This is a genomic window from Acidaminococcus massiliensis (genome assembly GCF_900095825.1).
In the GTDB taxonomy this organism is placed as follows: Bacteria; Bacillota; Negativicutes; order Acidaminococcales; family Acidaminococcaceae; genus Acidaminococcus; species Acidaminococcus massiliensis.
Window position 1 is genome coordinate 1,553,847 of the sequence record NZ_LT608315.1, and the last position, 22,511, is coordinate 1,576,357.

General features: G+C 57.2%; 22 protein-coding genes and 1 tRNA gene. 21 read left to right on the forward strand and 2 right to left on the reverse strand.

The features are described from left to right. Positions 1 to 146 precede the first annotated feature (146 nt). The 3 genes from BQ2657_RS07635 to BQ2657_RS07640 all read left to right on the forward strand — a co-directional run bounded on the left by BQ2657_RS07635 (position 147) and on the right by BQ2657_RS07640 (position 3,863). On the forward strand, positions 147 to 2,657 hold the full coding sequence (locus BQ2657_RS07635) for an excinuclease ABC subunit UvrA (protein WP_075580086.1): 2,511 nt from the start codon (positions 147 to 149) through the stop codon (positions 2,655 to 2,657). Then, positions 2,654 to 2,779, forward strand: a complete 126-nt coding sequence (locus BQ2657_RS13395; RefSeq protein ID WP_261796399.1) for a hypothetical protein — start codon at positions 2,654 to 2,656, stop codon at positions 2,777 to 2,779. The genes BQ2657_RS07635 and BQ2657_RS13395 overlap by 4 nt, the downstream gene beginning before the upstream one ends. A gap of 133 nt (positions 2,780 to 2,912) precedes the next feature. Continuing rightward, positions 2,913 to 3,863 carry a DUF542 domain-containing protein gene (locus BQ2657_RS07640; RefSeq protein WP_075580087.1) on the forward strand — a complete coding sequence of 317 codons (951 nt, stop codon included), beginning with the start codon at positions 2,913 to 2,915 and terminating at the stop codon, positions 3,861 to 3,863. Positions 3,864 to 4,204: 341 nt separating this feature from the next. On the opposite strand, the gene BQ2657_RS07645 is transcribed toward BQ2657_RS07640, so the two are convergent. Next, a complete protein-coding gene (locus BQ2657_RS07645; protein ID WP_075580088.1) occupies positions 4,205 to 5,347 on the reverse strand; it encodes a M20 metallopeptidase family protein in 1,143 nt (380 codons plus the stop codon). A gap of 221 nt (positions 5,348 to 5,568) precedes the next feature. On the opposite strand from BQ2657_RS07645, the gene BQ2657_RS07650 reads away from it, so the two are divergent. The 13 genes from BQ2657_RS07650 to BQ2657_RS07710 all read left to right on the forward strand — a co-directional run bounded on the left by BQ2657_RS07650 (position 5,569) and on the right by BQ2657_RS07710 (position 15,521). Then, positions 5,569 to 6,204 (forward strand): NAD(P)-dependent oxidoreductase, encoded by a 636-nt coding sequence (locus tag BQ2657_RS07650; protein WP_075580089.1) that lies wholly within the window; start codon positions 5,569 to 5,571, stop codon positions 6,202 to 6,204. A 37-nt stretch (positions 6,205 to 6,241) separates the two neighbouring features. After that, the gene (locus BQ2657_RS07655) at positions 6,242 to 7,156 is read left to right on the forward strand and encodes an SIR2 family NAD-dependent protein deacylase (RefSeq protein WP_075580090.1); all 915 of its coding nucleotides are present in this window, start codon (positions 6,242 to 6,244) and stop codon (positions 7,154 to 7,156) included. A gap of 2 nt (positions 7,157 to 7,158) precedes the next feature. Further along, complete coding sequence (locus tag BQ2657_RS07660) at positions 7,159 to 7,944, forward strand: protein-ADP-ribose hydrolase (RefSeq protein WP_075580091.1); 786 nt, start codon at positions 7,159 to 7,161, stop codon at positions 7,942 to 7,944. Between the two features lie 173 nt (positions 7,945 to 8,117). After that, positions 8,118 to 9,737, forward strand: a complete 1,620-nt coding sequence (locus tag BQ2657_RS07665) for an MBL fold metallo-hydrolase (RefSeq protein WP_075580092.1) — start codon at positions 8,118 to 8,120, stop codon at positions 9,735 to 9,737. A 55-nt stretch (positions 9,738 to 9,792) separates the two neighbouring features. After that, positions 9,793 to 9,867, forward strand: a tRNA-Arg gene (locus BQ2657_RS07670). A 158-nt stretch (positions 9,868 to 10,025) separates the two neighbouring features. Continuing rightward, entirely contained in the window at positions 10,026 to 10,448 is a 423-nt protein-coding gene (locus BQ2657_RS07675; protein ID WP_075581024.1) for an acyl-CoA thioesterase, read from the forward strand. Beyond that, positions 10,445 to 10,984, forward strand: a complete 540-nt coding sequence (locus tag BQ2657_RS07680; protein WP_075580093.1) for a hypothetical protein — start codon at positions 10,445 to 10,447, stop codon at positions 10,982 to 10,984. The genes BQ2657_RS07675 and BQ2657_RS07680 overlap by 4 nt, the downstream gene beginning before the upstream one ends. After that, positions 10,977 to 11,621 (forward strand): coenzyme F420-0:L-glutamate ligase, encoded by a 645-nt coding sequence (locus tag BQ2657_RS07685; protein ID WP_075580094.1) that lies wholly within the window; start codon positions 10,977 to 10,979, stop codon positions 11,619 to 11,621. The genes BQ2657_RS07680 and BQ2657_RS07685 overlap by 8 nt, the downstream gene beginning before the upstream one ends. 370 nt (positions 11,622 to 11,991) lie before the next feature. Beyond that, a complete protein-coding gene (gene rdgB / locus BQ2657_RS07690; protein ID WP_075580095.1) occupies positions 11,992 to 12,585 on the forward strand; it encodes an RdgB/HAM1 family non-canonical purine NTP pyrophosphatase in 594 nt (197 codons plus the stop codon). After that, the gene (locus BQ2657_RS07695) at positions 12,564 to 13,064 is read left to right on the forward strand and encodes a metallophosphoesterase (protein WP_232709035.1); all 501 of its coding nucleotides are present in this window, start codon (positions 12,564 to 12,566) and stop codon (positions 13,062 to 13,064) included. Before rdgB ends, BQ2657_RS07695 begins: the two co-directional genes overlap by 22 nt. Positions 13,065 to 13,107: 43 nt before the next feature. Next, a complete protein-coding gene (locus BQ2657_RS07700) occupies positions 13,108 to 14,358 on the forward strand; it encodes an NAD(P)-dependent malic enzyme (RefSeq protein WP_075580097.1) in 1,251 nt (416 codons plus the stop codon). A 61-nt stretch (positions 14,359 to 14,419) separates the two neighbouring features. Further along, complete coding sequence (locus BQ2657_RS07705) at positions 14,420 to 15,241, forward strand: MetQ/NlpA family ABC transporter substrate-binding protein (RefSeq protein ID WP_075581025.1); 822 nt, start codon at positions 14,420 to 14,422, stop codon at positions 15,239 to 15,241. A gap of 10 nt (positions 15,242 to 15,251) precedes the next feature. After that, entirely contained in the window at positions 15,252 to 15,521 is a 270-nt protein-coding gene (locus BQ2657_RS07710) for a helix-turn-helix transcriptional regulator (protein WP_075580098.1), read from the forward strand. 4 nt (positions 15,522 to 15,525) lie between these two features. On the opposite strand, the gene BQ2657_RS07715 is transcribed toward BQ2657_RS07710, so the two are convergent. Further along, a complete protein-coding gene (locus BQ2657_RS07715) occupies positions 15,526 to 16,380 on the reverse strand; it encodes a LysR family transcriptional regulator (RefSeq protein ID WP_075580099.1) in 855 nt (284 codons plus the stop codon). 108 nt (positions 16,381 to 16,488) lie between these two features. On the opposite strand from BQ2657_RS07715, the gene BQ2657_RS07720 reads away from it, so the two are divergent. The 5 genes from BQ2657_RS07720 (at position 16,489) to BQ2657_RS07740 (ending at position 22,508) form a co-directional block, all read left to right on the forward strand. After that, a complete protein-coding gene (locus BQ2657_RS07720; RefSeq protein ID WP_075580100.1) occupies positions 16,489 to 18,246 on the forward strand; it encodes an ABC transporter ATP-binding protein in 1,758 nt (585 codons plus the stop codon). After that, the gene (locus BQ2657_RS07725; protein ID WP_075580101.1) at positions 18,247 to 19,983 is read left to right on the forward strand and encodes an ABC transporter ATP-binding protein; all 1,737 of its coding nucleotides are present in this window, start codon (positions 18,247 to 18,249) and stop codon (positions 19,981 to 19,983) included. Between the two features lie 99 nt (positions 19,984 to 20,082). Next, positions 20,083 to 20,409 (forward strand): hypothetical protein, encoded by a 327-nt coding sequence (locus tag BQ2657_RS07730; RefSeq protein WP_075580102.1) that lies wholly within the window; start codon positions 20,083 to 20,085, stop codon positions 20,407 to 20,409. A gap of 120 nt (positions 20,410 to 20,529) precedes the next feature. Continuing rightward, on the forward strand, positions 20,530 to 21,483 hold the full coding sequence (locus tag BQ2657_RS07735) for an ABC transporter ATP-binding protein (protein ID WP_075580103.1): 954 nt from the start codon (positions 20,530 to 20,532) through the stop codon (positions 21,481 to 21,483). 17 nt (positions 21,484 to 21,500) lie between these two features. Next, positions 21,501 to 22,508, forward strand: a complete 1,008-nt coding sequence (locus BQ2657_RS07740) for an ABC transporter substrate-binding protein (RefSeq protein WP_075580104.1) — start codon at positions 21,501 to 21,503, stop codon at positions 22,506 to 22,508. The last annotated feature ends 3 nt before the right edge of the window (positions 22,509 to 22,511 follow it).

Here is a 22,511-nt window from a genome sequence, read left to right on the forward strand (position 1 = left end):
CAGTGATACTGTACCGACAAGGGAATTTTCATTTGAAAAAGAAAATCAGATTATTGACCGTTCCACCATTGAACAGTCTTTGGATGCCCCGGGGGCTGAAGCCTACCGGATCGTATTCCAGGGAAAGGCAGCCGGAGGCGTATGATATGAACGCAAAACACATCCCTCCCGTCCCTGACCACATTGAGGTCCGGGGCGCCAGGGTCCATAACCTGAAAAATATCGACGTGGACATTCCCCTCCACAAAATCGTGGGGATCGCCGGGGTATCCGGGTCCGGGAAATCCTCCCTGGCCCTGGGGGTCCTGTATGCGGAAGGGTCCCGGCGGTACCTGGAATCTCTTTCCACCTATACCCGGCGCCGGATGACCCAGGCGGCCAAAGCGTCGGTGGACCAGGTGCTGTACATCCCGGCGGCTCTGGCCCTCCATCAGCGGCCCGGAGTCCCGGGAATCCGCAGCACCTTCGGCACCGGCACGGAACTGCTCAACAGTCTCCGGCTGATGTTTTCCCGGCTGTCCAGCCACCGCTGTCCCAATGGCCACTATCTGCCTCCCACCTTGAAAATGGCGGCGGAACAGCCCATTTTCTGTCCAGAATGTGGGGCTCGGGTGGAACCTCCGGGAGCGGAAGACCTGGCCTTCAACAGCCGAGGTGCCTGTCCCCGGTGCGGAGGTACGGGCATCATCCGGACCGTGGACGAATCTACTCTGGTCCCCGATGAGAGCAGGACCATCGAAGAGGGGGCCGTGGCGCCCTGGAGTTCCCTGATGTTCAATGTCATGATCAAGGTGTGCCAGGCCATGGGAGTGCGGACGGATGTGCCTTTCCGGGATCTGACCCCGGAAGAGAAGGATATGGTGTTCCACGGCCCGGCGGAAAAAAAGCATATCCTGGTCCAGTCCAACAAGGGCCGTGATCTGGTGGAAGTGAATTTTACCTTTTTCAATGCGGTGCGCACGGTGGAAAATGCCCTGTCCAAGGTGAAGGACGAAAAGGGCATGAAACGGGTGGAAAAGTTCCTGAAGCAGGCTGTGTGCCCGGACTGCGGAGGCACCCGGCTCAGTGAAGCGGCCCGGGCTCCCCGGCTCCGGGGCATCAGTCTGGCGGATGCCTGCCGGATGACCCTGGGGGACCTGGTGGAGTGGGTGGACGGGGTGCCGGCATCCCTGCCGGAAGAAATGCGCCCCATGGCCCGAAGCATCTGCGAATCCTTCCAGACTGCCGCCCGCCGTCTCCTGGATCTGGGACTGGATTACCTGACCCTGGACCGGGCGGCTTCCACCCTTTCCACCGGAGAACGGCAGCGGATGCAGCTGGCCCGGGCAGTGCGGAACCGGACCACCGGAGTGCTCTATGTACTGGACGAACCCTCCATTGGGCTCCATCCTGCCAATCTGGAAGGACTCACCGGGGTTATGGACGACCTGCTGGCGGACGGCAATTCCATCGTCCTGGTGGACCATGATGTCCAGCTGCTGGGACACAGCGACTGGCTGGTGGAGATGGGGCCGGGCGCCGGGGCGGACGGAGGACAGGTCATCACTCAAGGAACGGTGGAGGCGGTAGCGGCCAATCCCCACTCCCGGATCGGACCCTTCCTCTCTGGGAAGGCTGGGATTGTCCGGACGAAAAATCCTCAGCCTCTTTTTGCCCAGGGACGGATCCATCTGTCCACTGGTCCTATCCACACAGTGCAGCCTCTGGAGGTGGATTTCCCCAAAGGCCGGCTGACGGCGGTCACCGGTGTTTCAGGCTCCGGCAAGACCACCCTGGTGCTGGAAAGCCTGGTGCCCGGTCTGAAAGCCGCTCTGGACGGGAATCCTCTGCCGGATCCTGTGAAGGCCGTGGAAGCCCAGGGCATCCGCCAGGTGAAACTCATCGACGCCACTCCCATCGGCATCAACATCCGCTCCACCGTGGCCACCTATGCAGGTATCCATGATGAACTGCGGAAGGTCTTTGCCCGGACGGAGGAAGCCCAGAAGCAGGGGCTGAAAGCCGGGGACTTTTCCTACAACACCGGACGGCTCCGCTGTCCCACCTGCGACGGCACCGGGGTCATCAGTCTGGATGTCCAGTTCCTGCCGGACGTGGATATCCCTTGTCCGGACTGCAAAGGATCCCGGTATGCCAAGGCCGTGGGAGAAATCCGCCGGCAGCCGAAAAAGGGCGGCCAGTCCCGTTCCCTGACGGAACTGATGAACTGCAGCGTGTCCCAAGCCCTGGAAGCCTGCCGGGATCTGCCTCTGGTATCCAAACGGCTCCAGGCTCTCCAGGACCTGGGCCTGGGTTACCTGACCCTGGGAGAAGACACCCCCGGCCTTTCCGGCGGGGAGGCCCAGCGGCTGAAACTGGCCAGTGAATTGGGAAAAAGCCAGGGAGATTCCGTCTTTGTCTTTGATGAACCCACCATCGGCCTCCATCCTTTGGACGTCCAGACCTTGCTCCAGGTGTTCCAACGCCTCCTGGATAAGGGAGCTACGGTCATTGTCATCGAACACGACTTGGACTTGATCCGGAATGCCGACTATATCGTTGACATGGGGCCGGGCGGCGGCTGCAGAGGCGGACGGATCGTGACCAGTGGGACGCCGGAAGAGGTGAAGAGATGCAGGGAGAGCCGGACCGGATACTATTTGAAGGATGACAAATGACCCAGGCGCAGGGAAACTGGAAAGACGTCAGACACGGCCAGCAGCCAACAGATTTCAAACGTCAGCTTGTTGGCGATGAGCAGTCCGGTGCTGCATTTACATCGAACAAAGCTGACGTCTGACTTCTGAGAGGTTCGTCCGGGCCGTTTCTGGCTTCTTTTTTTTATGCAGTTGTCATGCCAACGGAATTATTTCTACCAATCTACTATACTTAAACCATCAAAGAAATACCAAACAAATTGGGAGGAATGTTCCATGATCACTGTGAAAAATACGCTGGCCGAAGTTGTCCGGGATTATCCCCAGACCATCCCCTTTTTCAATGAGCTTCACTTGGATTACTGCTGCGGCGGGGGGATCCCTCTGGAAGAAGCGGTGAAGGATACGGACTTGGATGCGGAAAAAGTGGTGGCGGACCTGAATGCTTTCATTGCTGCCCACAGCGCCAAAACCGGCAGCCAGCAGGAATCCCTGGACCGTTTCAAGAAGCTTTCCATTCCGGATATGCTCCAGGATCTGGAAGCCACCCACCATGTGGATGAACGGAAATACATGGCAGAAATCGAAACGGACCTGAACAAGATCCTCTTGGTCCATTTCGTCCACCACGGGGAACTGCTCACCCGTCTCCATCATCTCTACGGTACTCTGAAAACTGGACTAGAAGAACATTTTGCCCGGGAAGAACGGATGGTGTTCCCGCTGATGCGGACCTATCCCCAGCCCAACCTGGAAGTCCTCACCCTGATCCAGAACCTGGAAAAAGATCATTCTGCCGCCGGGGACATCATCAAGGAAATCGAAGCCCTGACGGATCATTTCACCGTGCCGGCCGATGCCTGCGCCACCTTCAAACGGACTTATCAGCTGTTGGAAGCATTCGTCAATGATGTGTTCGTCCATATCTTCAAGGAAAACTCCATCGTTTTCCCGGAATATGCGGAAAAAGCGCCCAACCAGGAAGAACTGGATCATCAGGTGGAAGTGTCTCTGGAACAAGAAGCGGGCAGCAACAGCAACACCTGCGGCTACTGTGAAAACGAAAATGGAGAAGAAAAGAGCCCGGTGCTCTTTGAATGCGGCAACTGCGGCGCCCTGTACTGCAGCGACTGCGGAGAGACCGGCTGCCCCAGCTGCGGCGCCTCCTTCAGTCACGCCCATCCTTTGGAATACTCGGGGAGCAGTTGGAATCCGAACCAGGACTAGGCAATAAGAGGGCTAACGCATAACCCCAGGGCACAATAAGGTCCCACCTGCTTTGTCAGCGGGAGATTTGGATCGCGGCATGTACGTCTATGTACTATGCCACAATCCAAATCTCCCGCTTTCGCGCATCTGGGCCTTTCTTGCGCCCTGGGAAGAAATCCATGGAATAGGCACCCATCCGCTTTGTCAGGGGAAGAAGAAAGACGTCAGCTTGTTAAGCGGAAGCAGGGCAACTGCATCTGCACCGAACAAAGCTGACGTCTGACTTCTGAGAGGACCGCAAGGGCCGGTTCTGGCTTCTTCTATTCCCAGGGGCTGAATGGAGGCTTGGATCGAGCGGTTCACTCCTCTGCCAGTTTCAGGAACAGGGAAACCGGGGTCCGGAGGATCCTGTCGTTGAAATCATATTCCGGACGGTGGGGAGTGGGCCAGTCTTTTCCGTTGCCCACGTAAAACATGGCACCGGGGCAGACTTTCAGGTACCAGCCGAAATCTTCCGAAGGCCGCCAGGGCTGTTCCATGGGAGCCAATTCCAGGCCTAGGCTGCGGGCAGCCCTGCGGACCCGTTCCGCACATCGGGGTGTATTGACCGTGGCCGGAAAGGGGTCGGATTCGGCAAAAGAAAGAGCGAGGCCGGATTGCTTCCCCAGACGGAGGGCTTCCTCCCGGAGACGGTTTTCCACTTCTGCCAGGTCTTCTTCCCGGTCCGCCCGCAGGGTGAGGGAAATCTCTCCATCTCCCGGGGAAATGCCGAAATTGCGGCCTCCCAGATTGATCCCTACGATGGTGAGCAAGGTAAAGAAGGGGGCTTTACAGGCTTCCTTTTCCAGCTGGCCGGCAAATAGCGTCATCTGGGCCAGGGCCAGAGCTGGGTTCCTGCCGTTTTCCGGGGCACCGGCATGGGTCTCTTTTCCCAGGAAGCGGATGATCAGCCCCTTGGAAGCGCACTGGGTGAGGCCATCCCGGACCATCACCGCGTTTTCCGGATAGCCGCTGAGATTGTGGAAAGCATAGACTTCGTCCAGTCCTGCCTGTTGGACGAAATCTGCACAGGGTTTTCCTCCTTTGCCGATTTCTTCTGCTGATTGGAAAATGAGATACACCGGCCGCCGGATCTTACGGTCCTTTTCCAGGAGCAGAGAAAGGGCTGCCAATACAGCGGAATGGCCGTCGTGGCCGCATTTATGGGCAACTTTCTCTTTTTTCGAACCATAGGATAGAGCAAGGGTTTCCGGCAGAGGCAGGGCATCCATATCTGCCCGGAAGCCGATGGGGGGCTTTCCCTTCTCCACAGCCGGTTCATACAGTGCATAGAACCAGTCCCCCTGGTCCACGACTTTCAGATTCGTATGCAGCCTGATGAAATCCATCAGGCGTTTTTTTGTCTCTCTTTCTTGTCCAGACAATTCCGGATGGGCATGGAGGGTATGGCGCAGCGCAATGATCTGTGCCCAGTCCTGTTGAGATATAAGTTCCTGATCCATGGTTGTCTTTTCCTTTCTGAGGGCTGTTGCAGCGCCCTTTTGTCTCATTTCCTAATGGTACTACAAATCCAGCAGAAAAAAAATAATAAATGATGTAACAAAACTATTGACAACAAAACCAAGATGATGTACTATACATCATGTAAGAAGTAATAAAAAATATTACAATAATAAAACAAACTGGTTGGAAGGGTTACCCCCTTCTGAAAGGAGAAATTCAAATGAAAAAGATTGCTGTTGTTGCTGCCAATGGCCGTGTTGCCAAAAAAGTGATTGCCGAAGCCCTGGACCGGGGAGATGAAGTGGTGGCTTTTGGCCGCCATGCCGAAAATGATACGGCTGCCCAAAACTACATCCGGAAAGACATCCTGGATCTGACCCGGGAAGACCTGGCCGGTTTCGATGCGGTGGTGGACGCCTTCGGGGCCTGGGCTCCGGAAGCTCTGCCCGGCCATTCCATTACCCTGAAGCATCTCTGCGATGTGCTTTCCGGGACGGAGGTACGTCTGGTGGTGGTAGGGGGTGCCGGATCCCTGTACCTGGATAAAGAACACAAGACCCAGCTGGTGGACAGCCCGGACTTCCCGGATGCCTTCAAGCCGCTGGCTCTGGCCCAGGGAAAGGCGCTGGAAGAGCTGCGGGAAAGAACGGATGTCCGTTGGACCTTCATCAGCCCGGCTGCTGATTTCCAGGCGGATGGGGAACGGACCGGGAAATATATCCTGGCAGGGGAAGAACTTACGGTGAACCCCAAAGGCGAATCCATCATCTCCTACGCTGATTACGCCATCGCTCTGGTGGATGAAATCGAAAAAGGGAACCACATCCAGCAGCGGATCTCCGTGGTGCGGGGGTAACCCTGCCACGGGAGTTGTCCTTAAAGGAGGGATGGGAATGACGGGAAATATTACGGACGAAAACATTGCCCTGCTGGAAGAAAAAATCTCCCAGGCGGAAGCCATCCTTGTTGGTGCAGGAGCCGGGCTGTCTACGGCAGCAGGGTTCACCTATTCCGGCAAACGGTTTCACCAGTGGTTCTTCGATTTTGAACAGGCCTATGGCATCCGGGATATGTATTCCGGCGGTTTCTATCCCTTTCCCAGCCGGGAAATCTACTGGGCCTGGTGGAGCCGGCAGATTTACTTGAACAGGTATGTGGATGCGCCTCTTCCGGTGTATCCCCAGCTGCTGGACCTGGTCCATGGAAAGGAATACTTTGTCCTCACTACCAATGTGGACCACCAGTTCCAGCGGGCCGGGTTCGACAAAAAACGCCTGTTCTACACCCAGGGGGATTATGGGCTCTTCCAGAAAGAGCGGCCCGGACGGAAAAAGGAAACCTGGGACAACGAAGAAATGGTGTACCGGATGCTGGAAGCCCAGGGGTTCGTGAAAGACCGGGACGGCCGGTACCAGGTGCCATCTGATGGGCATATCCGGAAAGCCATCCCTGCCGCACTGGTGCCCAAGGCACCGGATGACGGTTCTCCCTTGGTGATGAACCTGCGCTGTGACGATACTTTTGTGGAAGATGCCGGGTGGCACTGGGCGGCTGGGCAGTATCACCGGTTCCTCCAGAAGTTCCAGGATAAGAAGATCCTGTATCTGGAACTGGGTGTGGGGATGAATACCCCGGTGATCATCAAATATCCCTTCTGGCAGCGGACCGGGGACAATCCCCAGAGCTTTTATGTGTGCATCAACCGAGGCGCTGTTTTCTGCCCGGACGAAATCCGTGGCCGGAGCCTGTGCCTGGACGGGGATATTGCGGAGGTACTGGAAAAACTCACGGAAAGGAAGGAGGCATGACCATGGAACAGGAAGAACGGCGGATTTGGCTGATACGGCAGCTCCAGAAGGAAATGCCGGACTATGCCGGGATCCCTTTGCCGGAAGATCCGGAAAGACAGTGGCAGCTGTTCCGGGGGCTGTGCAATCTGCGGCCGCCCCGGAAGGCTTCCCGGGAATTCCTGGAAGTCCAGGATGCTTTCCTTCAGGAAATGACCCGGGAAAAAGGCATCATTGCCTTGGATGATCTGGAACCCTCTCCGGTGGATCCCCGGTTGTTCCTGTGGCAGGGAGATATCACCCGGCTCCAGGCCGATGCCATCGTGAATGCCGCCAACAGCCAGCTTTTAGGTTGCTTCCGGCCCAACCACAACTGCATCGACAACCTGATACAGACCATGGCCGGGGTCCAGCTCCGGTATGCCTGCTGGGAGCTGATGGAGGAACAGGGCTGCCCAGAGCCTACAGGACGGGCCAAGATTACCAAGGGATACAATCTGCCGGCCCGGTATGTGCTCCATACGGTGGGTCCCATCGTCCAGGGAAAAGTCACAGAACGGGACCGGCAGCTGCTGGCTTCATGCTATCGGTCCTGCCTGGAAATGGCTGATGCCGCAGGGCTCCGCAGCATTGCTTTCTGCTGCATTTCTACCGGTGTCTTCGGTTATCCGCCGGAAGCAGCAGCACCGGTGGCGGTGGGGGCTGTCCGGGAGTATCTGAAAAATCACCCGGCTTCCGCTCTGGAAAAAATCGTCTTTGATGTCTATCAGGATCGGGATAAGATCCTCTATGGAAGGGCACTGGACTGATCTGCAGACTTTTCTCGTTGACACGCTCCTAGGTATCTGGTAGGATATATGAGTAAAGAAAATAAGGGCTATGGTTGGAGCCGGCTGGTGAAACAGCAAAATCGACGCAGTGCGGGAGCATTGCGTCTTTTTCTTTATCCGCCCAAGCCTTAGAGAAAGAAGGAAGCACGTCCATGAACTGTCTGCAGAAATCCCTGATCCTGGCCCTGAGTGCTGCCAGTCCTTTTGTGTTCCAGACTCCGGCAGGGGCCCAATCCTATGCGGCTCCCCATTTCCATCAGGAAGGCCGGTGGCACAGTGTGGCCCTCAAACTGCTCCTGGATGCGGGCATCCAGGCCTATCAGCAGGGTGACTATACCCAGGCTCTGTCCCTGTTCCGGCAGGCTGCGGCCAGAGGACACGGCAAAGCTCCCCGGTACATCGGCCTTTGTTACGAAAAAGGACTGGGGGTGGCCCAGGATCTCCAGGAAGCGGTGGAATGGTATCGGAAAGCCGCTGCTAAGGGGGACATCACCGGGGCTTATCTATTGGCCCGATGCTATGAAAAAGGAAACGGCGTTCCTCAGGATCTGGCTCTGGCCCACAAGTACTACCGGCAGTCGGCCCAGCGGGGAGACATCATCGCAGCCCCGGCCATGACCGCCCTGGGGAGACTGGCGGAACAGGGGGTGGGGGAGCCCAGAGACCCGGCAAAAGCCAAAACCTGGTATGCCAAAGCCGATGCTGCTGGGTATGCTCCGGCCCATGAGGCCCTGACCAAGCTCCTGGGCCATGAACCGAAAGTCCATACGCCCCGGGTCCTGACGGAACGGGTGTCTGCCGGCAGCAGCCGGGATCTGGCGGACGGGGTCACCCGCCTGGACGTGACCCATATCTGGAAGCCAGTCCGGACCATCGACTTTTCCTCCAAACACAATGTGCTGATCCAGAATCCGGATGGTACCACTGTGCCCATGGATCAGCCCTGGTTCGCTTCCGCCCAAATAGCCCCTGGCACCTGGCAGATCCGCAGCGACGGGGACTACTGCTACCTGCTGGAAGGAGACAGCCTGGCGGTGATGATCGACTGCGGCTACGGAGCCGGGAACATCCGCCAGTACGCCCAGACCCTCACTGCCAAACCGGTGCAGTACGTGATCAATACCCACTACCATTTCGACCATACGGCCAATGATGCCTACTTCGATGCCGCCTTCATGACTCCCGAAAGCGTGGAGTACGCTACCATCCCGTATGCCAGCTTCCAGGGCATCACTTTCCCCCGGGACTATCCGGTGATCACCGTCCAAAACGGATACAAAATGGATCTAGGGAACCGGGAACTGGATATCCTGACCTTGCCCCATGCCAACCACACCTTGGGGGGGCTGATGGTCCTGGATCCATCCCGGAAGATCCTCTTTACCGGAGATGAGTTCCTGGGGAATGACAAAATCGATCTGAACATCTCTCTGGAGGATTTTGCTGCCAACATGGAACGGATCGGCGCTGTCCGCAGCCAATTCGACGTCATGTACGGAGGTCCCGGGAAGAAGGACGCCAGTGTGTTTGATGCCTGTGCAGCTGCCGCCCGGGCAGGTTTGGATCCCGACTTGAAAACAGGACCTTCTTCCAGCACTGGTTTCAAGCCCCAGCCTGCCGCTCCCGCCCAGGGCACGATGGTCTATAGACGGGGCAGCGTCCGGCCGGGAGACGGCACTTTCAATGCCCCGGAACCCGTGATCCAGGGTATCCGCCGGTCCTTTACCGTGAACGGATTCCAGGTGAATTTCACGGAACCTGAAAAAAAATAAAAAAGACCTTGCATCTTTTGGGACACTCTGCTATAATAACATTCGTTCGGTAAACACGCCCGTAGCTCAGTGGATAGAGCAACGGCCTCCGGAGCCGTGTGCGGTGGTTCGATTCCACTCGGGCGTACCATTTAAAACTTGCCTCATAGTTCGCGTCAGCGGGGTATGAGGTTTTTTGTTGCCCTGGTGGTTTTTTCAGTCAACTGGACCAGGGAAAAAGTGGTATAATAAATAAGTTGTCAATCCATGGAGAAATGATTTTCCATGAGGGAGAAAAGAGGTTATGCCGTGGTTAGTATCACAGATCGTGTGCGCTTTTCAGAAACTGATTTGATGGCCGTGGTCCATCATACCAATTATCTGCGCTGGTTCGAAATGGGGCGTGTGGCCTATTTCCGGCAGGCAGGCATCGACCTGAATCAGCTGCGGGAAGCTGGCTATATGGTCCCGATCGTCGAAGTCCAATGCAAATACCGCCAGTCCGCCCGGTTCGATGATGTGTATGAGATCCAGACCACACTGACGGCCTGCAGCCGGGCCATGATCCGGTTCAGCTACCGGGTCCTCCGGAAGGCGGATGGAGCCCTGCTGGCCGAAGGCAGTTCCAAGAATGCCTTTGTGAACCTGGAGGGGAAAGTGGAACGGCTGACATCCGAGTATTATGAAAAACTGCAGCAGCTGGCTGCACAAGAAAGGGAGATCCAAGCATGATCAATGTGATTTTACTGATTCTGGGGCTGTGCGTCCTGGGCCTTTTGGTGATGATCGTCTACGCCGCCCTGAAGCCCACCGATGCAACCCGCGTGGTGGTGGAAGAAAAGACCCCGCTGAAACTGGAGTATCTGGACCATGACAAGGCTGTGATGTCTTTTGAGGTGCCTCTCCGGAACAAGAGCCCGGAAAGTGCTGCAGTGACCGATTGCTTCGTCCGTCCCTATCTGCCCCAGGAACAGTTCCCCGATGCCTGGTGCACCGGCAATGTGGAAAAAAGCGACCGGCGCCGGAATGACCATTATTTCGAAGCCCTGGTGCTGAAGGAATGGTCCGAATGGACGCTGATCGTCACCTTGACCCTCCGGGCCCGGAACGGCAAGGACATGCGGGAAATCCTGAACCGGATGGTGGATATGGATGCGGCCATCTTCGTCTGCGGGGTGGGCCGGAAAGCCCATTATGTGCGGAAATATTTCTTCACCGTCTTCGCGGATGAACTGAAAAAATTGGCAGGGGGTGCCTACAATGGCTGAGAAATATGAAATCATTCCCATTCCGACCCGGATCCTCACCGTCCATGACAATATCGTAGATGCGGTACGGGAATTCGGCGGCGACAAGATCGGTCCCCGGGACGTGGTCTGTGTAGCAGAAAGTGTGGTGGCCATCACCCAGAACCGGGCCATCCGTCCGGAAACCCTGAAGATTTCCTTTGCGGCCAAGGTCCTGAGCCAGCTCTTCCCTGGGGTGGGGAGCATCGGGAACTGGTCCGCCATGCAGAGCCTCCTCAACGAATCCGGTACCTTGAAAGTGCTCTTTGCGGTGGTGGTGGGCTTCTTTGCCAAATGCTTGGGCAAGAATGGGGTGTTCTACCAGCTGGGCGGAGAACAGGCCCGGCTCATCGATGACATCACCGGTACCATGCCTCCCTATGATAAGCACATCGTCCTGGGCCCCAAGAATCCGGTGCGGGTGTCTGAAAGCATCAAGGAAGGGTTGGGCTGTTTCGGCGCCGCCGTGGCGGACGTGAACGACCTGAAACGGTCCTGCTGCCTGGGCTGCACCAAAGGGGTGGATCCCCGCCTGGTGGAAAAGATCCTCATCGACAACCCCTTCGGCAATGACAGCCAGAAGACGCCGATTTGTGTGATCAAGAATTACATTGATTAAGCAGCATTGCTGCTTAATCAATGTAGTCAGGAGTCGGAAGTCTGGAGCCCAATGATAAATTTGCGGGCAAATTTTTAAATGTGTAAACCGGAACCGTAGAGGCTGCACGCCGGGCAGCCCGCTGAATTATCGATAGTCCGTGCATAGAGCGGGCCGCCGGGCCTGCGGCCCCTACGGTTTTATACAATCAAAAGAAACTGGCCTTCAAGCCAGGTTCTGTCCTGAGGCTTCCGACTTCAGACTTCTGACTCCCGACTTAAAAAGCTGTTGCGCAGGCAACAGCTTTTTTTATCAAATAGAACTTTTTCCCTCTGGATTTATCCCCTCACAACAGTTACAATAACAGTTGTAGAAAAGGTAGGTGAAATTGATGTTGGAAGTTGTAATCGCAACCCACAATCTGGGCAAAGTAGAGGAATTCAAGTCGCTGATGGATGAACTCGGCATCACCTTTACCTGCCTCAGCGATTATCCGCCTCTGCCGGAACCGGAAGAGACGGGACGGACCTTTGCGGCCAATGCCCGGCTGAAAGCCCGGTATTATGCCAAGGCCCTGGGAAAGATCTGCCTGGCCGACGATTCCGGGCTGGAGGTGCTGAGCCTGAAGGGAGCCCCTGGTGTCCGGTCCGCCCGCTATGCGGGAGAAAAGGCGACAGATGAAGAGAACAATGATCTGCTCCTGGCCAATATGAAGATGCAGGTCCGGAGGAACTGCCGGTTCTTCTGCGCCTTGGCCATGGCCAATCCGGAAGGGCGGATCCTGGCAGAAAGTGCCGGGATCTGTGACGGGATCCTGCTCCATGAGCCCCATGGGACCAATGGATTCGGGTATGATCCCCTTTTCTGGTCCACGGAACTCCACAAACCCCTGGGCGAGGCCACCTTGGAAGAAAAGAATGGCATCAGCCACCGGGCCAAAGCCATCCGGAAGCTGGTGAACCAATGGAAAAGGATGAACAAATGAAAATCGGCGTGGTCAGCGATACTCATGGGGACCTCCATGCCCTGGAAGCTGTCCTGGATCAGGCCGGGGAAGTGGACCTGTGGCTCCACGCCGGAGATTACAGCCAGGATGCCCCGTACATCGAAGAAGCCACGGGGATCCCAGTCTATGCGGTCTGCGGCAACTGCGACAGCTATGCGGACCGGGCACCGGCAGAACTGGTGACGAAACAGCTGGGCTTCACCTTGGCCATGACCCACGGCCACCGGTATGTCCGGTACAATGACTGGAGCCAGCTGCTGTATTGGGGAGAAGAAAAGAAGGCGGATGTGGTAATCTTCGGCCACATCCATGTGCCGGTGAACCGGGAAGAAGACGGGATCCTCTTGATCAATCCAGGAAGTCCCAGCCGGCCCCGGAACGGGGTGCCCAGTTTCGGCATCCTGACCCTGGAGGCAGGGAAAAAACCGGTATTTGAAGTGCAGGCAGTGAGAGGATGAAAAGAGTTTGCTGGACACTGCAAGTTGAAAGGAGCCGAGAGAAATGGCAAATACGGAAGAACTGAACAAAGAGGCACTGGAACTCCATGCCAAGAACCACGGAAAGCTGGAGGTGCGCTGCAAGGTACCTTTGGAAAACGGCCATGACCTGTCCTTGGCTTATACCCCCGGGGTGGCTGAACCCTGCCGGAAGATCAAGGAGAATCCGGATCTTTCCTTCGAATACACTTGGCGAGGCAATATGGTGGCCGTAATCAGCGACGGCACCCGGGTCCTGGGCCTGGGGGACATCGGTCCGGAAGCCGCCATGCCCGTCATGGAAGGGAAGGCTGTGCTGTATAAGAAATTCGGTGACGTGGATTCTGTGCCCATCTGTATCGATGCCAAAGATCCGGAAGAATTCGTCAACATCGTGGAAAAACTCCAGCCCTCTTTCGGAGGCATCAACCTGGAAGACATCTCTTCCCCCAAATGCTATGCGGTGGAAGCGGAATTGATCAAACGGTGCAAGATCCCCGTCTTCCACGACGACCAGCACGGCACAGCCATCATCGCCTGCGCAGCCATCCTGGGGGCCCTTCGGTATGTGAAGAAGGACATCAGCAAGGTGAAAGTGGTGGTGAACGGCTGCGGGGCTGCCGGTTCCGCCATCGGAAAGCTGCTGGTGCGCTTGGGGGTCAAAGACCTGACCATGATCGATGTCCATGGGGCTGTCTATGAAGGCCGTCCGGGTGAAATGGACATGGCCACCGCATACTTGGCCAGCGTCACCAACCAGCGCCATTACCAGGGCGATCTGAAAGGGGCCGTGAAAGGGGCCGATGTGCTCCTGGGGGTTTCTGCTCCCTGGCTGTTCACCAAGGAAGTCATCCAAAGCATGAATCAGGATGCCATCGTATTCGCCCTGGCCAACCCGGTGCCGGAGACCACCTATGAAGAAGCCAAGGCTGCTGGAGCGGCCGTAGCCGGGACGGGCCGGAGCGATGCCCCTAACCAGGTGAACAATGTGTGTGTGTTCCCGGGGGTGTTCCGGGGTGCCCTGGATGTCCGGGCTTCTGCCATCACGGAAGAGATGAAAGTGGCTGCGGTGAAAGCCATCACCGGTCTGATCCCGGACGATGAACTGCGGGAAGACTATGTGGTGCCCGGTGCCTTTGACCGGCGGATCGTCCCCGCCATTGCTGCTGCCGTAGCCAAAGTGGCTATGGAACAGGGCATCGCCCGGATCAAGCGGGACCCGGAAGAAATCCGGAAAGAAGCTGCAGAACGGGTGGAACGGAATTGGAATGCGTGATTTTTCCGCTGGGCGGAAAGATCGGTTGACAGCTGAGAAAGCAGAAAGGGAGGAAAAAATGATGAAAAAATTGGCACTAGTCCTGGCGGGGCTCCTGGCCTTGGCCGGCATCGCCGGGGGCTGCGGAAGCTCCACGGGCAGCAAGCCTGCAGGGGGAGACAAGAAAGTGGTCCTGAAGGTGGGGGCATCACCGGTTCCCCATGCCGAGATACTGGAAAAAGTGAAACCGATCCTGGCCAAGGATGGGGTGGATCTCCAGGTGGTGGAATTCACCGATTATGTGAAACCCAACCTGAGCCTCAGCGACAAAGAAATCGACGCCAACTTCTTCCAGCATCTGCCGTATCTGGAAAAGTTCTGCAAGGATCGGAACCTGTCCCTGGTTTCCATGGGCAAGGTACACATCGAACCCATGGGAGTGTATTCCCGGAAAATCAAAGACATCAAAGCCGTGCCTGAGGGTGCGAAAGTGGCCATCCCCAACGATCCCACCAATGGCGGCCGTGCCCTGGCCATCCTGGAAAAGGCCGGTCTCCTGAAGCTGAAAGAAGGAGTGGGGGTGCTGGCCACCGCCAACGACATCGTGGAGAACCCCAAGAACCTCCAGATCACCGAAGCAGAAGCTGCCATGCTGCCCCGGACCTTGGATGATGTGGATCTAGCCGTGATCAACTCCAACTTCGCCATGGAAGCCAAGCTGAATCCCACCAAAGATGCTCTGTTCATCGAAGCCAAAGATTCTCCTTACGCCAACATTGTCGCCGTCCGCAAAGGGGACGAAAACCGTCCGGAAATCCAGAAACTGATGAAAGCCCTGAACAGCCCAGAAGTGAAGAAATTCATCGAAGAGAAATACAAGGGCGCCATCGTTCCGGCATTCTGAGGTCCGTGTCATGCCCAACACCATCGTTTATGAAGACGGAACGGCTTTCCATCCAGGTTCCTATCTGGAAGACCTGCTTACCGAATGGGAGATGACGCCGGCCCAGTTTGCCCATAAGCTGGGGAAGCCGGTGGAAACGGTCCAAGAGCTGCTGGAAGGGGCCATCCCGGTGGATCTGGAACTGGCCAGCAAACTGGAGGAAGCTACGGAAATCAGTGCAGCAGCCTGGCTGAACCTGCAGTTCATGTTCGATGAGAAAGTGGAAGCCCACAAGAAATAACAGTTCAATAGTTCGTCCAGAACAGACGGGCGGTCTCGTGGAGAGGCCGCCCTTTTTTGCGCACCAGGCAGACTTGGCTGGCCAGAGCAGCTTCTTCCACCGGCACCGCTGTGAGCCCATGGCTCAGAGAGACCACCGATTCCGGCACCAGGGCGATTCCCAGCCCCGCCTGGGCCCACTGGAGACAGCTCCGGGCATCGTCTGCCAGGCAGCGGAAATACAGGGAGAAATCCCGTTTCCGGCAGGTTTCCTGGATGATCCGCTCCCAGCGGCGGTAGCCCAAAAGGGCCAGACTTTGGAGGGCTTCTAAGGTAAGGGCGTCCGGCAGGGAGGAGGGGAACAGTTCCCGGACTCCCACGGCGCAGAAACTTTCCTGGCAGAGGACTTTCCGGTCCACCCGGGAATGGGAGAAGGGCGTCCGGATCACCGCCAGATCGATGGTCTCTTTTTCCAAGGCATCCAGCAGCTGGTAGGTGTTCCCCTCGTAGAGCTGGAAGGAAATCTCCGGATACCGCTGGATGAAATACCGGACGCCCCGGAAAAAATGCTCCCCGGTCCCGGAAGAAATCATCCCCAGGTGGAGGCTTCCCTTCTTTCCCAGCTGGAAATTCTTCATGTCCTCCTGGGCGGCCAGGGTCAGGCTCTGGATCCGTTTGGCGGTGTCATAGAGGCTCTGGCCGGCCTCGGTGAGCCGGATCTTCCGGCTGCCCCGTTCCAGGAGACGGACCCCGCACTGGGCTTCCAGCCGCTGGAGCTGGAGGGAGACCGGGGGCTGGGTCAGGTTCAGGCGCCGGGCCCCGGCAGAGATGGAGCCTTCTTCCACCACGGCAATGAGACAGTTCAGTTGTTCCAGATTCATATTCCATCCTCCTATATAGAAAATATATGATTCTCAATAGATTCAATATCTATTATATAGCAATCCTGGTGGTAAGATAAAGGCAGTCCAAAAAATGAGGTGCGTATCATGAAAAAATTCCTTCCCTATTTTCGGGGATATGGCTGGGACTGCTTCCTGGCCCCTGTGTTCAAACTGCTGGAAGCCCTGATGGACCTGGCCGTGCCTCTGATGATCGCCGCCATGATCAACCAGGGACTGGCCAGCAGCGACAAAGGCTTCCTGTTCCGCTGCTTCCTGATGCTCATGGGGCTTATGGTCTTGGGCATGGGTTTTTCTTTCACTGCCCAGTATTTTGCCGCCCGGGGCAGCGTGGGGGTGGTGACCCGGCTCCGGCAGGCCCTGTTCGACCACATCCAGGGGCTGTCCTACAGGGAACTGGATACCCTGGGCACCGATACCCTGATCACCCGGCTCACCAGTGACGTAACGCAGGTCCAGACGGGCCTGAACCTGGCCCTGCGGCTGCTGCTCCGGAGTCCTTTCATCGTGTTCGGGTCCATGGTCATGGCCTTCTTCATCGATGTGCCCAGCGCCCTGGTGTTCGCCATTTCTATTCCTTTGCTCCTTGTTGTGGTGCTGGGGGTCATGGGCCGGAGCATTCCCTTGTTCAAACGGGTCCAGGAAGCCCTGGATCGGCTGCTCCAGACCACCCGGGAAAACCTCACCGGGGTCCGGGTGATCCGGGCTTTTTGCCAGGAAAAAACAGAGGTGGAAGAATTCGACAGCCGGAACGCGGACCTGACCCGGAAGAATCTCCATGTAGGCCGCTGGTCCGCCTTGATGACCCCGGGGACCTACCTATTGGTGAACCTGGCCACGGTGATCCTGATCCGCCAGGGAGCCCTCCGGGTAGAAATGGGTGCCATGGCCCAAGGGGATGTGGTAGCTCTTTACAACTATATGGCCCAGATGATCATCGAACTGGTGAAGCTGGGCAGTATGGTGATCACGCTGAATAAATCGGCAGCCTGTGCAAGCCGTATCCAGGGTATCCTGGAGGTGAAAAGCTCCCTGACCAGTCCCGCTGCTTACGGACCCCTTCAACCGGTGAGCGGGGGACCGGCCGTGGCTTTCCATCATGTATCCTTTGGCTATGCCGGAGGTGCCGAAGCCGTCACAGATTTGGATTTTGCCATTCCCAAGAGCAGTACCGTAGGGATCATCGGGGGCACCGGCAGCGGCAAGACCACCCTGGTGGACCTGATTCCTCGTTTCTATGATGTGACCCGGGGCAGTGTGGAAGTGGACGGCCGGGATGTGCGGGAGTACCCGGCAGGTCGTCTCCTGGAAAAGATCGCCCTGGTGCCCCAGAAGACCGTGCTCTTTGAAGGCACCATCCGGGACAACCTGCGCTGGGGCAAGGCCGATGCCACCGATGAAGAACTCTGGCAGGCCCTGGAAACTGCCCAGGCCAAAGATGTGGTGCTGGGGAAGGAAGGCCAGCTGGACGCCCTGGTGGAACAGGGGGGACGGAACCTGTCCGGAGGTCAGAAACAGCGGCTGACCATTGCCCGTGCCCTGGTGAAACGCCCGGAGATCCTGATCCTGGATGATTCTGCCAGCGCCCTGGATTTTGCCACCGACCTCCGTCTCCGCCAGGCCATCAAGGCCCTGGAAGGGGAAATGACCGTATTCATCGTATCCCAGCGGACCAGCAGCGTCCGGCAGGCAGATTTGATCCTGGTGCTGGACGATGGGAAACTGGTAGGCCAGGGAACCCACCTCCAGCTGCTGGAGACTTGCCCGGTGTACCAGGAAATCTTCGATTCCCAGTATCCCGGCCGGCGGGCGGAAGAACTCCGCCAAGGAAAGGAGGAAGCCTGAATGAAGCAGAATAATTCCAGCTGGGAAACCTTGAAAAAAGTCTGGAAGGTCATCGATGCCTATCGTCTGCTCCTGATAGGGAGCCTGGTGCTGGCCGGGGCTTCCGTAGCCCTCCAGCTCTATGTGCCCATCCTGTTCGGCCGGGCCATCGACGGGATCGCAGGGCCGGGACAGGTGGATTTCGCCCTGGTGGGCCATTATGCCTCCCAGATCATTTTCCTGGTGATCCTGTCCAGCCTGGCCACTTGGGCCATGAATCTCATCAACAACAAGCTGGCCTTCAATACTGTCCGGGATATCCGGAGCCGGGCCATCCGCCGGATCCAGCAGCTGCCCCTGTCCTTTTTGGACAGCCACAGCACCGGAGACCTGGTCCAGCGGGTGATCGCCGATGTGGACCAGATCTCTGACGGGCTGCTCCTGGGATTCACCCAGCTGTTTTCCGGCCTGGTGACCATTTTGCTTACCCTGTATTTCATGTTTTCCACCCACCGGACCATTTCCCTGATGGTCATCGTCCTGACTCCGCTCAGCTTCCTGGTGGCCAAATTCATCGCCAGCCGGTCTTACAAGCTGTTCCAGGACCAGACCGCCATCCGGGGGAGGCAGACGGCTCTCATCAACGAAACCATCGGCAACGAAAAAGTGGTGAAGGCCTTCTGCCATGAAGAACGCTCTTCGGACCAGTTCCGGTCCCTCAACGGAGACCTGCAGCAGGCCACCCAGGGAGCCCTGTTCTACAGCTCCCTCACCAATCCTTCTACCCGGGCGGTGAACAACGCCATCTATGCTTTGGTGGCTCTGGTGGGGTGCTGGGAGATCCTGGCCGGAGGCCTTACCGTAGGAGGGCTCACCGTGCTGCTGTACTACGCCAACCAGTATATGAAGCCTTTTACGGATATCAGCTCCGTGGTTACCGAGCTCCAGAATGCCATGGCCTGTGCTGCCCGAGTGTTCGCCTTGATCGAAGAAACGCCCCAGAGCCCGGATCCGGACCGGAAGCTGGTGTTCCAGGAAGGCCGGATGGATATCCGCCATGTGTATTTTTCCTATGACAAAAAGAGATCCCTCATCGAAGACTTCAACTTCCAGGTGGAACCGGGCCAGACCACGGCCATCGTAGGACCCACTGGCTGCGGCAAGAGCACCTTCATCAACCTGCTCATGCGGTTCTACGATGTGGACCGGGGGACCATTGCCATCGACGGCCAGGATACTGGAAAAGTGGACCGGCACTCCCTCCGTCGGACCTATGGGATGGTGCTCCAGGAAACTTGGCTGAAACAGGGGACCATCCGGGAGAACATCGCCTTCGGGAAGCCGGAAGCCACCGAAGAAGAGATTATCCGGGCCGCCCAGGAAGCCCACAGCTGGGAATTCATCCGCCGGCTGCCCCAGGGACTGGATACGGTGGTGGACGACGACAGCCTGAGCCAGGGCCAGAAGCAGCTCCTGTGCATCACCCGGGTGATGCTGGCCCTGCCGCCCATGCTGATCCTGGACGAAGCTACTTCCAGCATCGATACCCGGACCGAGATCCAGATCCAGAACGCCTTTGCTAAGCTCATGGAAGGACGGACCAGTTTCATCGTGGCACACCGGCTTTCCACCATCCGCAATGCAGACCGGATCTTGGTGATGAAAGACGGCAGGATCATCGAACAGGGGACCCACGAAAGCCTCATGGCCCAGGGCGGGTTCTACAAGGAACTGTACAACAGCCAGTTTGCGGGGTGAGAGAGGGCTGCTGCAAGTGGTCTCCACACCTGCAGCAGTCCTCTTGTCTTCCTTCCCCCAGCGTGCTACAATGGGGAAAATCTTGAAGGAGGGTCCGGTATGACTCGATTCCAGAAAATCGTCGTTGCCCTGCTGACCGTCAATATGCTGGCTACCGTGGGCCTGTATCTGCGCCTGGACAGCCAGGAGCTGCTGCTGGAAAAGGAAGTCCGCAGCATGAAACGGGATATCTTGGGGACCCGGTATGATGACACCAATCTGAAGAACAGCCTGGCCAGCCTGGAAAAACAGGTAGGGAAGCTGGGCGAAGATACCCGGAAAGCCATGGAAAAACCGGAAGTCCCGGCACCTAAGCCGGAACAGCCGGCTCCTAAGACCAAAGCCACCGGCATCCAGGGATTTTTGGATCAACTGTTTGGGAAGTGAAAAAGGGGCTGTTGCTCATGCAGCAGCTCCTTCTTTACGTCTTTTTTACAGAACCATCACAAAAAACTGACAGAATTCTCCTATAATAAAAACGATTTTATGATGATTGGGAGAAATCGAATGGAAATCAGACTGGAAAATCTCTGCAAAGCCTTTGACGGAAAACCGGTGATCCGGGACATTTCCCTCTGCATCCGGGATCACAGCCTTACCACTCTCCTGGGGCCTTCCGGCTGTGGCAAGACCACCCTGCTGCGGATGCTGGCCGGACTGGAGACGCCCGACGGGGGCGAGATCCAGCTGGGGGACCGCTGTGTCTATTCCTCCCGCCGGAAACTCCTGGTGCCTCCGGAAAAGAGGGACATGGGGTTCGTGTTCCAGGATTTCGCCCTGTGGCCCCATATGACCGTATTTGAAAACGTGGCCTTTGGGCTGCGGGCCAGGGGGAAGACGGAACATCTCCAGCAGGAAGTGGAACGGGCCCTTTCCATCGTGCAGCTGGAAAACCTGGGGGACCGGTATCCTGGAGCCCTTTCCGGAGGGCAGCAGCAGCGGGTGGCTTTTGCCCGGGCTATCGTCCTGCGGCCGGAATGCATCCTTTTCGACGAGCCTCTTTCTGCCCTGGATGCTCTGCTGCGGATCCAGATGCGGCAGGAGCTCCGGCGTCTGGTGACCCAGCTGGGGATCACGGCGGTCTTTGTGACCCACGACCAGGAAGAAGCCATGTGCATCAGCGATGCCATTGCCGTGCTCCAAGGGGGCAGGGTGGAACAGATGGGCACTCCCCAGGAACTGTACGACCATCCTGCCACCCTCTTTACGGCCCAGTTCATCGGCAAGGGGAACTGGCTGGATGCCCACACCCTTTTCCGACCAGAAAAAGCCCGGCGGAAACCGACAGAAAATGCTCGGTCCTTTGGGACCACCGTCCGGGGCTGCACGTTCCTGGGGCCGGTGTGGCAGCTGCAGCTGGGATGGCAGGATCAGGAATGGACCTGCTGGAGCCCGGCCCCTATGCCCACGGGGGATCAATTGACACTGTTCGTCCCTGAACAGGATATCCTGCATCTTTGAAACGAAAGGAAGGAAACATGATGGATTGGAAAAAAACAGCAATGCTCCTTTGTTCTGCCTGTCTCTGTCTGAGCCTGACGGCCTGCGGGACGCAAACGGAAAAGAAAGCCGCTCCGGCTTCCTCCGGGGAGAAGAAAGTGACGGTGTACATGCCATCCCCGGCAGGCCTTTCGAAGAAACTGGCCCAGGGCTTCGAGAAAAAGACAGGCATCAAGGTGGAGACCTTCCAGGGTACCACTGGGGAGATCCTGGCCCGTCTGGAAACGGAAAAGAACAATCCCACAGCGGATGTGGTGATCCTGGCTTCTTGGAGCGACGGCCTGAATCTGAAGAAACAGGGCGGGCTCCTGTCCTATGCACCCCAGAACAGCGACAAGCTGGTGAAGGGCTGGCAGGATCCGGATCACCAGCTCACCGGGTACAGTGCCTCGGCGGTGGGGGTCATCTACAACACCCGGCAGTATCCCAAACTGGATGCGGATTGGGCGGAACTGGGGGATGCCGCTTATAAGGATAAACTGGCCATCCCTGACCCGGAAAAATCCGGGGCCTGCAAGGATTTCCTGGCCGGCTATGTGAACAAATACGGCTGGAGCGCGCTGGAAGCTATGGCGAAAAACGGCATGAAGGTGCCAGGGGCCAACAAGGCGGCCCTGGAAGCGGTGACCACAGGAGAAGTAGGAATCCTGGTGGCCGGCGTGGATTACAATGCCTATACGGCCAAGAAAAAGGGAGAACCTCTGGATATCTATTATCCCAAGAGCGGTACCATCGTGAATCCCCGGCCGGCCATGATCCTGGCCAAGGCACCCCATGGGGAGAACGCCAAGAAGTTCATGGACTATCTCCTTTCTGATGAAGCCCAGAAACTGGTGGCCGATGCCTATCTGCTGCCAGGCCGGAGCGATGTGAAGGCCAAGGGGACCCAGCTGGCGGATATCCCCCAGATCACCCCAGAATGGGATAAGATGATGGCTCTGGCTTCCAAAGCGGCAGCCAGGCTGAACGAACTGTGCAGACGGTAAGCA